The organism is Cognataquiflexum rubidum (genome assembly GCF_022538115.1).
Taxonomy (GTDB): Bacteria; Bacteroidota; Bacteroidia; order Cytophagales; family Cyclobacteriaceae; genus Cognataquiflexum; species Cognataquiflexum rubidum.
This window is the reverse complement of the sequence record NZ_JAKZAL010000011.1, coordinates 65,663-78,067: the sequence shown is the minus strand read 5'-3', so window position 1 is coordinate 78,067 and position 12,405 is coordinate 65,663. Positions and strand designations below refer to the sequence as shown.

Genomic DNA, 12,405 nt, shown 5'->3' with positions numbered 1-12,405 from the left:
ATGCGACTTAAAAATATCAGCTTAAGCTATGGAATGAGGATTTTTAAGGCACTTTCCGAAGAGCCGAGGGTCCGGATCCTCCATCTTTTGCTCCAAAACAAAGAACTGTCCATTTCTGATCTGGAGCATATTCTGGATTTTACACAGACCAAAACCAGCCGACATTTGATCTACCTCAAAAATTCCGGATTGTTGGGAAGCCGAAGGGTGGACCAATGGATTTTTTACTATATCTTGGACGAAGCCCAAGAAATCATCCAACAGATTTTTAAGTTTATCCAAAAGGACCCCAATTTCAAAAGGGACCAGGATCTTTATAATATCCTGCTTACCAACCGGGAATTGGCCATCAATAAGATCGAAAATAATCCCTACCGCAAATAGCCTTTCGCAATTGAAAAAGTACCGCCATATTTTCTTTGACCTGGACCATACACTTTGGGATTATGATACCAATGTGCAGGAATCACTTTCTGAACTGTTCGAGATTTATCAATTGGTCAACGTAGGGATTCCAGATTTTCAGACATTCATCGATGCCTTTTATCAGGTCAATTTCAAGCTTTGGGCACTATATGATTTGGGTAAAATTGACAAACAAAACCTGAGGGAAACGCGGTTCAAACTCATCTTTGAAAAAGCAGGTGTTTTGGGTAGGAATGTTCCCAAAGAAATGGAAGAAGATTTTATGCAAAGGACTTCTTCCAAACCCCATTTGCTTCCCTATTCCAAAGAGATTTTAGATTATTTGAGTCCAAATTACAAGATGCATATCATCACCAATGGCTTCAATGAAAGTCAGGCCAAGAAAATGCATTCTTCGGGTTTGACTCCGTATTTTGATCTGGTGGTGACTTCAGAGACTACCGGTCACAAAAAGCCTGACCCAAGAATCTTCCAATATGCGATGGATAGATTGGCTGTGCAATCTGCCGATTGCATCATGATAGGCGATAATCCCAATTCGGATATCCTTGGGGCCATCCGTTCCAATATCGATCAGGTCTATTTTGATCCCCACGAAAAAGGCATCGAGCATCAGCCGACGCATACAATTCGGCATTTGAAGGAATTGGAAGGGCTATTGTGAGATTGTATCAAGTACAAAGTATCAAGTACCATGTATCAAGATGGAGGAGCAAGAAACAAGAACGAAGTAATATAATGTTTTCTCCTATCTTACGTAGCAGGAGCGAAGCTGATAGCAATTACCACAAATACAACAATTACAACTTTTGAAATTCGGCAGGTTTTCAGGATGGTAGTCCTTATCTTTGCCCCTTCAGAAATCATAAACTCAAATTCATATGCTCAAAGGTTTTTTTAACGTTCCCAAGCCGGTCAACGAACCGGTAAAAAGTTATGCTCCGGGTTCTCCCGAGAGGATCGAACTGCAGCAGACACTGAAGGAATTCAGGTCGCAGCTTGTAGATGTGCCTATGTATATCGGAAGCGAAGAAGTGAGGACAGGAGTTAAGAAATCCATGTCCCCTCCCCATGACCACAAGCATCTTTTGGGATTCTTCCATGAGGGAGATGCATCCCATGTAGAACAGGCGATCAATGCTGCTTTGGGAGCAAAAGAAGCTTGGGAATCCATGGAATGGGAGCAAAGAGCAGCGATTTTCCTCAAAGCTGCAGACCTCTTGGCAGGTCCATACCGTGCCAAGATCAATGCGGCCACCATGCTGGGACAATCCAAAAATGCCTTTCAAGCCGAAATCGACGCAGCCTGTGAATTCATAGATTTTCTAAGGTTCAATGTGCAATACATGTCTGAAATCTATGCGCAGCAGCCGCCCGTTTCCGGTGCAGGAGTTTGGAATAGATTGGAGCAAAGACCGCTCGAAGGTTTTGTTTTTGCTTTGACCCCGTTCAATTTTACAGCCATAGCAGGAAACCTTCCTACCGCTCCGGCCATGATGGGAAACACAGTCGTATGGAAACCAGCTTACACGCAGATTTACTCTGCAAATGTACTGATGCAGGTTTTCAAAGAAGCAGGCGTGCCGGATGGCGTCATCAATTTGGTTTTTGTAGACGGCCCAACAGCCGGAAGCATCATTTTCAACCATCCTGATTTTGCAGGAATCCACTTTACAGGTTCCACAGGAGTATTCCAACACATCTGGAAAACGGTTGGAGAAAATATCTTTAAGTATAAATCCTATCCGAGAATAGTCGGCGAAACAGGTGGGAAAGACTTTGTTTTGGCACACAAGTCAGCCCATGCCAAAGCAGTAGCTGTCGGACTTTCTAGGGGAGCTTTTGAATATCAGGGACAGAAATGCTCTGCGGCTTCTAGGGCTTACATTCCTTCCAATATCTGGCCTGATGTCAAAAAATACCTGTTAGAGGATTTGGCTTCCATGAAAATGGGACCAACCGAGGACTTTACCAACTTCATCAATGCAGTGATCGACGAGAAGTCTTTTGACAAAATCTCCAAATACATCGACAATGCTAAAAATGCCGCAGGTGTAGAAATCATCGCCGGCGGCCATCATGACAAATCCAAAGGTTATTTTATCCAACCGACTGTCATCCTAACCAAAGACCCGATGTACACGACCATGTGCGAAGAAATATTCGGACCCGTATTGACCATCTATGTCTATCATGAAGAGCACTTTGAGGAAGCATTGGAATTGGTCGATCAGACTTCGCCTTACGCTTTGACAGGCGCCGTATTCTCCCAAGACAGGTATGCGATCGAATTGGCTACCAAAAAACTGAGAAATGCAGCAGGTAACTTTTATATCAATGACAAGCCGACAGGTGCGGTCGTGGGTCAACAGCCTTTTGGAGGTGCAAGGGCATCCGGTACCAATGACAAAGCCGGTTCTATGATCAATTTGCTGCGTTGGGTTTCTCCAAGAACCATCAAGGAAACGTTTGTATCCCCGGTGGACTACAGGTATCCGTTTTTGGGAAAAGATTGAGAGGAGAAACGAGAGGCGAGAGCCGAGAAGCGAGAGAAAAGAGGCAATACAAGGAAAAGACCATCGGAGCTTTTAGGCTTTGGTGGTTTTTTCTTTTTAGAATTTTAAATAGTAAGTTGATTGAAAGAAGGATGTATATGGAAATTTTCAAATAAATGATGCCTAAGCTTGAAATGATTGAACATTAAATTAACTTCAAAGTTAAAAAATAAGGTATGGGTAAGTATTTCTTTTTTCTTTTGGCAGTGGTTTTTTCTTGTAATTCCAAGGAATCCAATCCCGAATTCATATCCGGCGAGTTGACTGAATACATTTCAGATACCATTTACTTCGAAAAGGATGAATTCACAAAAAACCTTCCTGCCAAATTCGCTTACCTTGAACAAGATGACAGCATTTTCCTATATGCATGGTCTGACAAGCGGCTTTTGAAATACGGTTACCCGTCTGAAGAATTGCTTTCAAGTACCAATTTCTTTGCAGAAGGTCCTGATGGGGTTGGATTTTACATATGGGGAAGTCTTATTACTCAAGATGGATTGTTTTTTATATCAGGTCAGAAAGAGATTGTCCATACTGATTTTGAAGGAAAAGTTGTCAGCCGCTTTCCTTTCCCTTCTGTGCCTGAAGAAAGGTTGGCTGCTAATTTTTCTGCGATGAATGGCAATGACATGACTTATGATGCAGCGACCAAGACCTTGTTTTTGGCTGATGTTCCTTTCGTGCTCCAGGAGCCCAATATGAATTACCGGGATTGGTTATGGAAATTGGACACCCGTTCGGGAAATTTTGAACCTGTAGGCTTCAACTATCCCGAAAAATACAGGGAACACTATGATGATCCTGAACTTGGAGTTTTTGCCCATTCCTATATTATTGACCGCGATCTTTTTGTGGTCAATTTTCCTGCAAATGATTCCTTATTGATTTTAGATTCTGATAAAAGTTATTGGGTGGATGGCCGAAGCGCTAGAACTTTGATTTTTGAAAAAGGCAAAACCGAACCTAGGGGAGAGTGGACAGTTTTTAATCCTAGTATGAAGACAAGTAGATACAAATTTACCCAATACGATCCTTATCGGAAGAGGTTGTTGAGGTATGTAAATATTGAAACCAAAGAATCAGAAATAGAAACTTACACCAATGAAAGCAGCTTTGTTGTTTTGGACAGTGAGTTCGGGAAAGTTGCGGAGCTATTTTTTGACAATCAAGAGATCTTACCTTCAGGATTTTTCACGCCCAATGGATTTTATCTAAAATTAGTAGAGCAGGAAAATGATGATAAGGAGGGGTATGTAAGGATTGTTTTTGATTTTTGAGCAGGAGCAAAAAAGGAGGGTGTTGGATTCGATTTTTTTTTTAAGTCACTATAATTTGTGACTGAATATCAAGAAGGCTATTCTGTGTAATGAAGGATGGAGGCAATAATCCGATATTTCAGCAGGCCTATTTTAAAGATAAAGGTTGACAAATCACATGTTGCTGATTTTCTTATCCGCTCTGTGATTTTCAAACATTTCGATTGCAGCCTTCAAAAGACCAAACATTCCCAAGCTTAAAACTATAATTCCTATAGATAAATCTTTTAAAATTCCAGTTTCAGAGAAATAAAATCCTGTCAATCCCAAGGTCAGCAGAATTAGGATAAACAGGCTCATTATGATGATTGCAATTTTTCCTTTTCGGGGATTTTGCCATACTTTTTTGGATAACTCATTTTGAGTTTTGGAGGTGTCCTGTAATGAAGAGAAACTTATCCCTAAACCCATGAAAATCAAAACCGAATTAAGGTTATCAAATATCACCTCAGGATTATCGTTAAGGAAATCCAGTCCATTGAGGTATGGCTTAAAAGCAAAATACAATCCCATAAGCATTAATGGGTATTGGGCATAGCTTACATAATGAAAAAACGTCTTGTAATTCATTGTTTCAAGTTTAAATAGAACATTTTGAGGTTCTGCTTCAAATCCTATTTTCTTGTATTAAGGAACCGATTTTTAGAAACTCAAAGAGGCTTTAGATTTTCTCGCTACTTCTTTTTAAAAAGTGAATCCACAAATTCCTTTCTGTTGAAAACCTGCAGGTCAGTCATTTTTTCACCTACGCCAATGTATTTGACAGGGATTTTGAATTGGTCAGAGATCCCGATAACAACACCTCCCTTGGCAGTGCCGTCTAGTTTGGTAATCGCAAGGGCTGTGATGTCAGTCGCTTTGGTGAATTCCTGCGCTTGGATAAATGCATTCTGACCGGTAGAACCGTCCAATACAAGCAGTACTTCATGCGGTGCATCGTCGATGAATTTTTGCATTACCCTTTTGATTTTGGTCAGCTCGTTCATCAGGTTGACTTTGGTATGCAACCTGCCTGCAGTGTCTATGATCACGACATCAGCACCGGTATCTACCCCTTGCTTGACAGCATCAAAAGCCACTGAAGCCGGATCTGTATTCATGCCGTGGGACACTATTGGTACATCTACACGTTTTGCCCAAAGGATCAATTGGTCCACCGCTGCAGCCCTGAAAGTATCGGCAGCACCAAGGACCACTGACTTTCCGGCTTGTTTGAATTGGTAGGCGAGTTTGCCGATGGTGGTTGTTTTGCCCACACCGTTGACGCCGACTACCATGATGACATATGGCTTTTTGTCTGCCGGCAGGTCAAAGTCCGAAAGGTCGGTACTTTGGTTTTCTTCGAGCAGGCCCATGATTTCTTCCCTTAGAATCACATCGAGTTCTGCCGTATTGAGGTACTTGTCTTTGGCAACGCGATCTTCGATTCTTCTGATAACCTTAATGGTCGTGTCGACCCCTACATCAGAGGTGATGAGGATTTCTTCCAACTCATCCAATATCTCCTCATCAACTTTAGATTTGCCGACAACAGCTTTGCTTAACCTAGAAAAAATGTTTTCGCTGGATTTTTGTAAACCTTGGTCAAGGCTTTCTTTTTTTTCCTTCGAAAAGAAACCGAAAATTCCCATAGCTTGTGATTTTTAAAGTCCGAATATAACAAAAAAGTCCCTTCAAAGACTTTGCCTGAAGGGACTTTCGATCGCAAAAAGTGCAATGATTTTATTTTTTCAAGGTATCCTGAACCATAGTGGTTGGAACCATTTCTTCTTTGAAGGTATATGCACCTGATTTTTCAGATTTGATTGCTCTGATTACTTTAGCATATGTTACTCCACCTTCTTTTTTCAGGGTTGCTACTACTTTCTTAGCCATATTTTCAAGGTTTATATTGTTGCCGGAAGCAACCTAGGTCCTAAATTATTTAATTTCTTTGTGAACCGTCATTTTCTTCAAGATCGGATTGAATTTTTTCAATTCAAGTCTTGTAGTGGTGTTTTTACGGTTTTTGGTAGTGATGTATCTTGAAGTACCTGGAAGGCCTGTAGCCTTGTGCTCGGTGCACTCCATGATCACTTGTACTCTGTTACCTTTCTTAGCCATCGCTGTATATATTTAAATGGTAAACCTGATCTGATTATTTAATGATAACGTATCCTTTAGCCTGGGCTTCTCTCAACACAGGAGTGATTCCTTTTTTGTTGATGGTTCTCAAAGCTTTGGTACAAACCTTTAAAGTGATCCAAGCATCTTCCTCAGGGATGTAGAAGCTTTTCTTGTGCAAATTTGGATAAAATTTACGCTTGGTCTTGTTGTTCGCATGCGATACATTATTACCTACTTGAGGTCTCTTGCCGGTAATGTCACAAACTTTTGCCATGATATATGATCGTAATTGTATAGACGTTTTTTCAATTGAGTTTGCAAATATCGGACTTTTACCTGAAATACCAATAGTGCCAATCAAAAATATTCCGTAAAGTTTTCCTTTTTTAATGGGAATAGAAATAAGGTGGCGATGAAGTTGGGATGAGAGTCCAACCTAATGTACCAAGTACCATGTAATAAGTACCAAGCTTTGTAAATGTGTATCAGCTAACAATTTTAACAATTACAACCACTACAACAAAGCTAACCATTAACCAAATAACCTAATAACCATAAAACCAAATCACTTCTCCCCATAAGGACAATGTCTGCAGCCGCTGCCACAGCAATAGCCTCTCCTCAGGTGGTATTGTGCTGTAAAAACCATCAGCCCTTTTTCATTGGTGTAATAATCCCCTGGAATCAGCTTCATGGGTGCTGCAGGCTTCTTTTTTGAGTTCATTCTGTAATCCTAAAGGCTTTTGCTATATTTGCCAAACCGTTTTGGGCGGTGAAATTTATCCTTGACGGGTAACAAATCTACAAATATTATGATTGAAACAATAAACTCAAGCAGCCAAGCTATCGCACTGGAAGACAGGCACGGAGCTCACAATTACCATCCCCTACCGGTGGTATTATCAAGAGGAGAGGGAGTTTTCCTTTGGGATGTAGAAGGTAAAAAATACTATGACTTCCTGTCGGCATATTCTGCCGTGAATCAGGGACATTGTCATCCAAGGATCAAAGATGCCTTGATCGAGCAGGCAGGTACTTTGACTTTGACTTCAAGGGCATTTTACAATGATGTCTTGGGACCATTTGAAAAATATATCACGGAATACTTTGGCTTTGACAAAGTTCTCCCAATGAATACCGGAGCGGAAGGTGTTGAAACCGCCTTGAAAATCGCCAGAAAATGGGGATATGAAAGAAAAGGTGTGGATGAAAATCAGGCCGTCATTGTAGTGGCTGAAAATAATTTTCATGGTAGGACTTCCACCATCATTTCATTTTCTTCGGATAGCAATGCGAGAAAAAACTTTGGACCATACACACCGGGATTCGTCAAGATACCTTATGATGATATTTCGGCCTTGCAAAATGCGCTTGGGGATAAGAATGTAGTGGCATTTTTAGTGGAGCCGATTCAGGGTGAAGCAGGTGTATATACTCCTGCAGAAGATTTTATACGAAGAGCTGCTGAGGCTTGCAAAGCCAAAAATGTCCTTTTCATTGCTGATGAAATCCAGACAGGAATTGCAAGGACAGGCTCGCTTTTGGCGGTTTGTGGCAATTGTACCTGCGAAGGACATTGCGAAAAACAAGACACTTACACCAAGCCTGACATGTTGATCTTGGGAAAAGCGATCTCAGGCGGATTCTATCCTGTATCGGCTGTGTTGGCGGATAACCATATCATGGATGTCATCAAGCCTGGTCAGCATGGATCTACTTTTGGAGGGAATCCATTGGGAGCGAAAGTCGCCATAGCAGCGCTTGAAGTGGTAAGAGATGAAAAACTAGCCCAAAATGCACGGAAACTCGGAAAAATCTTCCGAGAAAGAATGCAGGTTTTGGTAGACAAATACAAAATACTCAAACTTGTCAGGGGCAAAGGACTACTCAACGCAGTCGTGGTCAATGACTCTACCGACAGCAGTACCGCTTGGGATATGTGCGTGGCTTTGAAAGACAACGGTCTCCTGGCCAAGCCTACCCATGGCAATATCATCCGCTTTGCGCCGCCATTGGTCATGACCGAAGAGCAGCTGCACGACTGCTGTGATATCATAGAGAAAGTGGTCAAAGAGTTTGAAAAATAGAATTTAAGGCATTTTGCAATCATTGAAATAGAAACCCTCCGGGAGAATTAAATTCTCGGAGGGTTTTTTAATGTCCTTTTGTTAGCTTTGCCGCTACAAGCAAAACCTATTAATCCATGAAAAAAGCAGTTATTTTTGATATGGATGGCGTTATCTGCCATACCAATCCATTCCATTCGATGGCTTTCAAGAAGTTTTTTGCCAAAAGAGACATGTACCCCACAGAGGAAGAATTTGAACTGCATATGTACGGCAAAAGTAACTCCTATATAATGAGTCACTTTTTCGGTAGAAAAATTGTCGGCGAGGAACTGTTGGAATTGGAGAATGAGAAAGAAGGCCTCTTCAGGGAAATATACAGGGACAAAATTGATCCTATTGCAGGTTTTCAGGATTTCTTCCACCAACTCAAAGTCAATGAGTTTTTGACGGGGGTAGCCACTTCCGCTCCATTTGCCAACCTTCAATTGATTGTCGGCACTTTGTCTCTGATGGACAGGATGGAGTCCATTTTGGCAAGCGAAGACGTAACCAAACACAAACCCGATCCGGAGGTTTACCTCAAGTCAGCGGCTAACCTACAGGTTGATCCCGGTATTTGTGTCGTCTTTGAAGATTCATTTTCAGGTGTCACCGCTGCCAAAAATGCGGGGATGAAAGTAGTGGGAGTTTTGTCCTCCCATTCCAAGTCGGAGTTGCCGGTGTGTGACCTTTATATCGATGATTTTAGAGAAATGAATGCGGACGCCGTATTTTCATTGATTGGATAATCCGGGTGGTTTTCATTTCTAAACATTTAACTTTGAGTTGCCAAAATTCAGAATAGTATGCAAATAAGACCGAGAAGAAACAGAAAATCCCAAGGTATCCGCAACATGGTGGAAGAAACAAGACTTTCTGTCAAAGACTTTATTTTTCCGATGTTCCTGATCGATGGAATCAACCAAAAGATTGAAGTTGCCTCCATGCCGGGGATATACAGGTTTTCTTTGGATCTGATGTTGGAAGAGATAGAAGCGTGTATGAAGCTTGGGATTATGGCATTTGATATTTTTCCGGCCTATCCTGACATCAAAAAAGACAGGTTCGCTACTGAAAGTTACAATCCTGAGACATTTTATCTTAAAGCAATATTCAAAATCAAAAGCACATTTCCCGAAGCTGTAGTCATGACAGATGTTGCCATGGATCCATATAGTTCAGATGGGCATGATGGACTTGTAGAGAATGGAAAGATTTTGAATGACGAGACGTTGGAGATCTTGGGTAAAATGTCTTTGGCGCAGGCACAGGCAGGGGCGGATATTCTCGGACCATCAGATATGATGGATGGGAGAGTGGGATATATCAGGTCGGTTTTGGATAAAAATGGCTATACCGATGTCTCCATAATGTCCTACACTGCCAAATACGCTTCCGCTTTTTATGGTCCGTTCAGAGATGCGTTGGACTCAGCTCCCAAAATGGGAGATAAAAAATCCTACCAAATGGATCCTGCAAATTATAGTGAAGCTTTGATAGAAGCTGGATTGGATACTGCCGAAGGGGCGGATTTCTTGATGGTCAAGCCTGCCTTGGCATATTTGGATATCATCAGATTGCTGAAAGACAATTCGAACCTGCCTATTGCTGCCTACAATGTCAGCGGAGAGTATGCCATGGTCAAAGCTGCTGCCCAAAAAGGCTGGCTTGATGGAGAAAGAGCCATGTTGGAATCTTTGTTGAGTATAAAAAGAGCAGGAGCCAATGTTATCTTAAGTTACTTCGCAAAAGAGTATGCTTCAATGGTAAAGAAGTAGCCGGAATATAGAAATTAGGGTAAAAAATCACCCAACACATGAATTTCCCTCAAAATTATCCATGATGATGATCAATTATTAATATTGAAAACGTAGTGCGATTTTTTTTGCTATCCGTTAACTTAGTTTTACTTTTAACCAAAATATTCCTTTAGCTATGAAAGTTTCTGCATTCAGTTTATTGTTGATTTTGGCCTTGATGTCTTCCTGTATGAATTGGGATGACCAACCAGTAACCGGGTCTGTCCTTTTTACTTCACGCAATTTCTCACCTAATACTGAATACTTTATTGCGCCTGCGGAGGTTTATGTGCAATTAAGAAACTCTCCCGAAATTAATCCCTGGATTAGGACTGGAATTTTGGGAACCTCATTTGTGGTTGCTGACCTATTGGAAGGGAACTATGTGATTGTTGCAGGGGGAGTTGTAAAAACTTTTCAGATTATCCCCGGAAGACAAGTGGAGGTTTTTGTTGGGTGAGAAATTCACTGATGCAAAATCTTAAAGTTCCTCCTCCCTTTCCAGCATCAGAATAGAATGTTGAGGGACGATGAAATATTTTTCTCCTTCATATATCACTTCAAAAGCACCATTCAAAAGGAATATCGCCAAATCCCCCTCTTTGGCTTGAAGTGGGACATATCTAATTTTCTCTTCTGCCTCCATCCAAGGTTCGCGGTCCTCGGCAGGCATTGGGATCGGATATCCGGGGCCTGTTTTGATGATATAGCCTTGCTGTACTTTTTCTTTTTCCTGCACTCCCGGAGGAAGATATAACCCGGTAGCAGTTCTTCCGTCAGCTTTTCTGAGTTTGATCAAAACCCTGTCGCCTACTATGATGAGTTTCTTAAGTTTATTATCTGGAGTGAGTTGCATAGGATAGATATGAGACGTGAGAATGGGAATAACAAAATAGGGACATTATTTCCCTGTTTTTGGCGAAATGCTCGTTTTTCATTTCCCTTTGATCCGGCCAAAAACCAGAACGTTTTGGTTGGCCATCATCCCCGAGTTGCGTTCTTTACTCGGGGTTATTACAATTTGATCCCTGCCTACCGGAAGGCAGGGCTTCAGGAACATAATAACTCCAGACTTCGGAAAATCAAAACGAATAAGACGGAAGATGCTTGAGAATATCGCCAGTCATTTTTTCCAGACTGTAGTCATGTTGCCAACCCCAGTCTTTTCTTGCGCAGCTATCGTCAATGCTGTCCGGCCAAGAATCTGCTATTTCCTGTCTGAAATCGGGCTTGTAACTGATGCTGAATTCAGGATAATGAACTTTGATGCTTTCAAAAATTTCTTTTGGAGAAAAACTCATGGCCGAAAGGTTATAACTCGAACGGATTTTCACCTGCTCTTTTGGTGCATGCATCAGGTCCAAAGTGGCCTTGATCGCATCGGGCATATACATCATTGGCAGGTAGGAATCTTCTTGGAGGAAAGAAACAAAATGTTCACCTGCAATTGCTTTGTGGTAGATGTCAACCGCATAATCAGTCGTCCCGCCGCCGGGAAGTGACTTATAGCCAATAAGTCCCGGATAGCGCAGGCTTCTTACGTCTACTCCGTATTTCTGAAAATAATACTCACACCACCTTTCTCCGGCTTGCTTCGAAATGCCATAGACCGTATTAGGTTCCTTGACACAATATTGAGGTGTGTTGACTTTGGGAGTATTTGGGCCAAAAACAGCAATGGAAGATGGCCAATAGATTTTATCCAGTTTTTCTTCTTTGGCCAGTTCCAATACAAAAAGCAAGCTTTCCATATTGAGGTTCCATGCAAAAAGAGGCATCTTCTCGCCTGTGGCGGATAGCACTGCAGCCAAATGGTAAATCTGCTTCACATTTTGGTCTTTGACCAAATCTTTCAAAGCCTCTTTGTCCATCACATCCAGGACGGAAGTCCTGCAGTTTTCGAACTTTTCCAAAGCTTTGGGATTGATGTCTGTGGCGATGACATTGTCTCCACCGTAGATGTTGGCTATGGCCTGCGTCAGTTCCGAACCCAATTGTCCGGCTGCGCCAATGATCAAAATTCTTTCCATTTTTAAAATATTCCTTATCGGTGCTCCGGAAAAGCCCTTGGGATTTTTAATTATATTTGGGA

The 12,405-nt window shown here is 41.6% G+C and carries 16 protein-coding genes; 8 read left to right on the top strand and 8 right to left on the bottom strand.

Features of this window, described 5'->3' with window-relative positions; all coding sequences use genetic code 11:
- The 4 genes from MMU05_RS13055 (at position 1) to MMU05_RS13040 (ending at position 4,261) form a co-directional block, all read left to right on the top strand.
- Positions 1–384, top strand: a complete 384-nt coding sequence (locus MMU05_RS13055) for an ArsR/SmtB family transcription factor (RefSeq protein ID WP_241142118.1) — start codon at positions 1–3, stop codon at positions 382–384.
- 10 nt (positions 385–394) lie between these two features.
- Positions 395–1,090 carry a YjjG family noncanonical pyrimidine nucleotidase gene (locus MMU05_RS13050; RefSeq protein ID WP_241142117.1) on the top strand — a complete coding sequence of 232 codons (696 nt, stop codon included), beginning with the start codon at positions 395–397 and terminating at the stop codon, positions 1,088–1,090.
- Between the two features lie 217 nt (positions 1,091–1,307).
- Complete coding sequence (gene pruA, locus MMU05_RS13045; RefSeq protein ID WP_241142116.1) at positions 1,308–2,942, top strand: L-glutamate gamma-semialdehyde dehydrogenase; 1,635 nt, start codon at positions 1,308–1,310, stop codon at positions 2,940–2,942.
- 215 nt (positions 2,943–3,157) lie between these two features.
- A complete protein-coding gene (locus MMU05_RS13040) occupies positions 3,158–4,261 on the top strand; it encodes a DUF4221 family protein (RefSeq protein WP_241142115.1) in 1,104 nt (367 codons plus the stop codon).
- A gap of 153 nt (positions 4,262–4,414) precedes the next feature.
- Here MMU05_RS13040 and MMU05_RS13035 read toward each other — a convergent pair whose 3' ends face one another.
- From MMU05_RS13035 to MMU05_RS13010, 6 genes are all read right to left on the bottom strand, one after another.
- Positions 4,415–4,870: a hypothetical protein gene (locus tag MMU05_RS13035; RefSeq protein ID WP_241142114.1), complete on the bottom strand. Its 456-nt coding sequence runs from the start codon at positions 4,868–4,870 to the stop codon at positions 4,415–4,417.
- A 104-nt stretch (positions 4,871–4,974) separates the two neighbouring features.
- The gene (gene ftsY / locus MMU05_RS13030) at positions 4,975–5,931 is read right to left on the bottom strand and encodes a signal recognition particle-docking protein FtsY (protein WP_113925167.1); all 957 of its coding nucleotides are present in this window, start codon (positions 5,929–5,931) and stop codon (positions 4,975–4,977) included.
- Positions 5,932–6,022: 91 nt separating this feature from the next.
- On the bottom strand, positions 6,023–6,175 hold the full coding sequence (locus tag MMU05_RS13025) for a DUF4295 domain-containing protein (RefSeq protein ID WP_113925166.1): 153 nt from the start codon (positions 6,173–6,175) through the stop codon (positions 6,023–6,025).
- Positions 6,176–6,220: 45 nt separating this feature from the next.
- On the bottom strand, positions 6,221–6,403 hold the full coding sequence (gene rpmG, locus MMU05_RS13020) for a 50S ribosomal protein L33 (protein ID WP_113925165.1): 183 nt from the start codon (positions 6,401–6,403) through the stop codon (positions 6,221–6,223).
- A gap of 34 nt (positions 6,404–6,437) precedes the next feature.
- Entirely contained in the window at positions 6,438–6,680 is a 243-nt protein-coding gene (rpmB, locus tag MMU05_RS13015) for a 50S ribosomal protein L28 (RefSeq protein ID WP_113925164.1), read from the bottom strand.
- A 291-nt stretch (positions 6,681–6,971) separates the two neighbouring features.
- Positions 6,972–7,130 (bottom strand): DUF5522 domain-containing protein, encoded by a 159-nt coding sequence (locus tag MMU05_RS13010; protein WP_241142113.1) that lies wholly within the window; start codon positions 7,128–7,130, stop codon positions 6,972–6,974.
- A gap of 88 nt (positions 7,131–7,218) precedes the next feature.
- Here MMU05_RS13010 and rocD point away from each other — a divergent pair, with 88 nt between their 5' ends.
- The 4 genes from rocD to MMU05_RS12990 all read left to right on the top strand — a co-directional run bounded on the left by rocD (position 7,219) and on the right by MMU05_RS12990 (position 10,773).
- Complete coding sequence (gene rocD, locus MMU05_RS13005) at positions 7,219–8,493, top strand: ornithine--oxo-acid transaminase (RefSeq protein ID WP_241142112.1); 1,275 nt, start codon at positions 7,219–7,221, stop codon at positions 8,491–8,493.
- A gap of 116 nt (positions 8,494–8,609) precedes the next feature.
- Positions 8,610–9,263 (top strand): HAD family hydrolase, encoded by a 654-nt coding sequence (locus MMU05_RS13000; RefSeq protein WP_241142111.1) that lies wholly within the window; start codon positions 8,610–8,612, stop codon positions 9,261–9,263.
- A gap of 57 nt (positions 9,264–9,320) precedes the next feature.
- A complete protein-coding gene (gene hemB, locus MMU05_RS12995) occupies positions 9,321–10,292 on the top strand; it encodes a porphobilinogen synthase (protein WP_241142110.1) in 972 nt (323 codons plus the stop codon).
- 157 nt (positions 10,293–10,449) lie between these two features.
- Entirely contained in the window at positions 10,450–10,773 is a 324-nt protein-coding gene (locus MMU05_RS12990; RefSeq protein ID WP_241142109.1) for a hypothetical protein, read from the top strand.
- Positions 10,774–10,794: 21 nt separating this feature from the next.
- On the opposite strand, the gene MMU05_RS12985 is transcribed toward MMU05_RS12990, so the two are convergent.
- The gene (locus tag MMU05_RS12985; RefSeq protein WP_241142108.1) at positions 10,795–11,169 is read right to left on the bottom strand and encodes a co-chaperone GroES; all 375 of its coding nucleotides are present in this window, start codon (positions 11,167–11,169) and stop codon (positions 10,795–10,797) included.
- A 226-nt stretch (positions 11,170–11,395) separates the two neighbouring features.
- Complete coding sequence (locus MMU05_RS12980; RefSeq protein ID WP_241142107.1) at positions 11,396–12,343, bottom strand: NAD-dependent epimerase/dehydratase family protein; 948 nt, start codon at positions 12,341–12,343, stop codon at positions 11,396–11,398.
- Positions 12,344–12,405: the final 62 nt, after the last annotated feature.

Excerpts from the sequence above, each read along its gene's own strand:
- MMU05_RS13055 (WP_241142118.1), top strand. The coding sequence starts at position 1 with ATGCGACTTAAAAATATCAGCTTAAGCTATGGAATGAGGATTTTTAAG.
- pruA (WP_241142116.1), top strand. The coding sequence starts at position 1,308 with ATGCTCAAAGGTTTTTTTAACGTTCCCAAGCCGGTCAACGAACCGGTA.
- MMU05_RS13040 (WP_241142115.1), top strand. The coding sequence starts at position 3,158 with ATGGGTAAGTATTTCTTTTTTCTTTTGGCAGTGGTTTTTTCTTGTAAT.
- MMU05_RS13035 (WP_241142114.1), bottom strand. The coding sequence starts at position 4,870 with ATGAATTACAAGACGTTTTTTCATTATGTAAGCTATGCCCAATACCCA.
- ftsY (WP_113925167.1), bottom strand. The coding sequence starts at position 5,931 with ATGGGAATTTTCGGTTTCTTTTCGAAGGAAAAAAAAGAAAGCCTTGAC.
- MMU05_RS13025 (WP_113925166.1), bottom strand. The coding sequence starts at position 6,175 with ATGGCTAAGAAAGTAGTAGCAACCCTGAAAAAAGAAGGTGGAGTAACA.
- rpmG (WP_113925165.1), bottom strand. The coding sequence starts at position 6,403 with ATGGCTAAGAAAGGTAACAGAGTACAAGTGATCATGGAGTGCACCGAG.
- rpmB (WP_113925164.1), bottom strand. The coding sequence starts at position 6,680 with ATGGCAAAAGTTTGTGACATTACCGGCAAGAGACCTCAAGTAGGTAAT.
- MMU05_RS13010 (WP_241142113.1), bottom strand. The coding sequence starts at position 7,130 with ATGAACTCAAAAAAGAAGCCTGCAGCACCCATGAAGCTGATTCCAGGG.
- rocD (WP_241142112.1), top strand. The coding sequence starts at position 7,219 with ATGATTGAAACAATAAACTCAAGCAGCCAAGCTATCGCACTGGAAGAC.
- MMU05_RS13000 (WP_241142111.1), top strand. The coding sequence starts at position 8,610 with ATGAAAAAAGCAGTTATTTTTGATATGGATGGCGTTATCTGCCATACC.
- hemB (WP_241142110.1), top strand. The coding sequence starts at position 9,321 with ATGCAAATAAGACCGAGAAGAAACAGAAAATCCCAAGGTATCCGCAAC.
- MMU05_RS12990 (WP_241142109.1), top strand. The coding sequence starts at position 10,450 with ATGAAAGTTTCTGCATTCAGTTTATTGTTGATTTTGGCCTTGATGTCT.
- MMU05_RS12985 (WP_241142108.1), bottom strand. The coding sequence starts at position 11,169 with ATGCAACTCACTCCAGATAATAAACTTAAGAAACTCATCATAGTAGGC.
- MMU05_RS12980 (WP_241142107.1), bottom strand. The coding sequence starts at position 12,343 with ATGGAAAGAATTTTGATCATTGGCGCAGCCGGACAATTGGGTTCGGAA.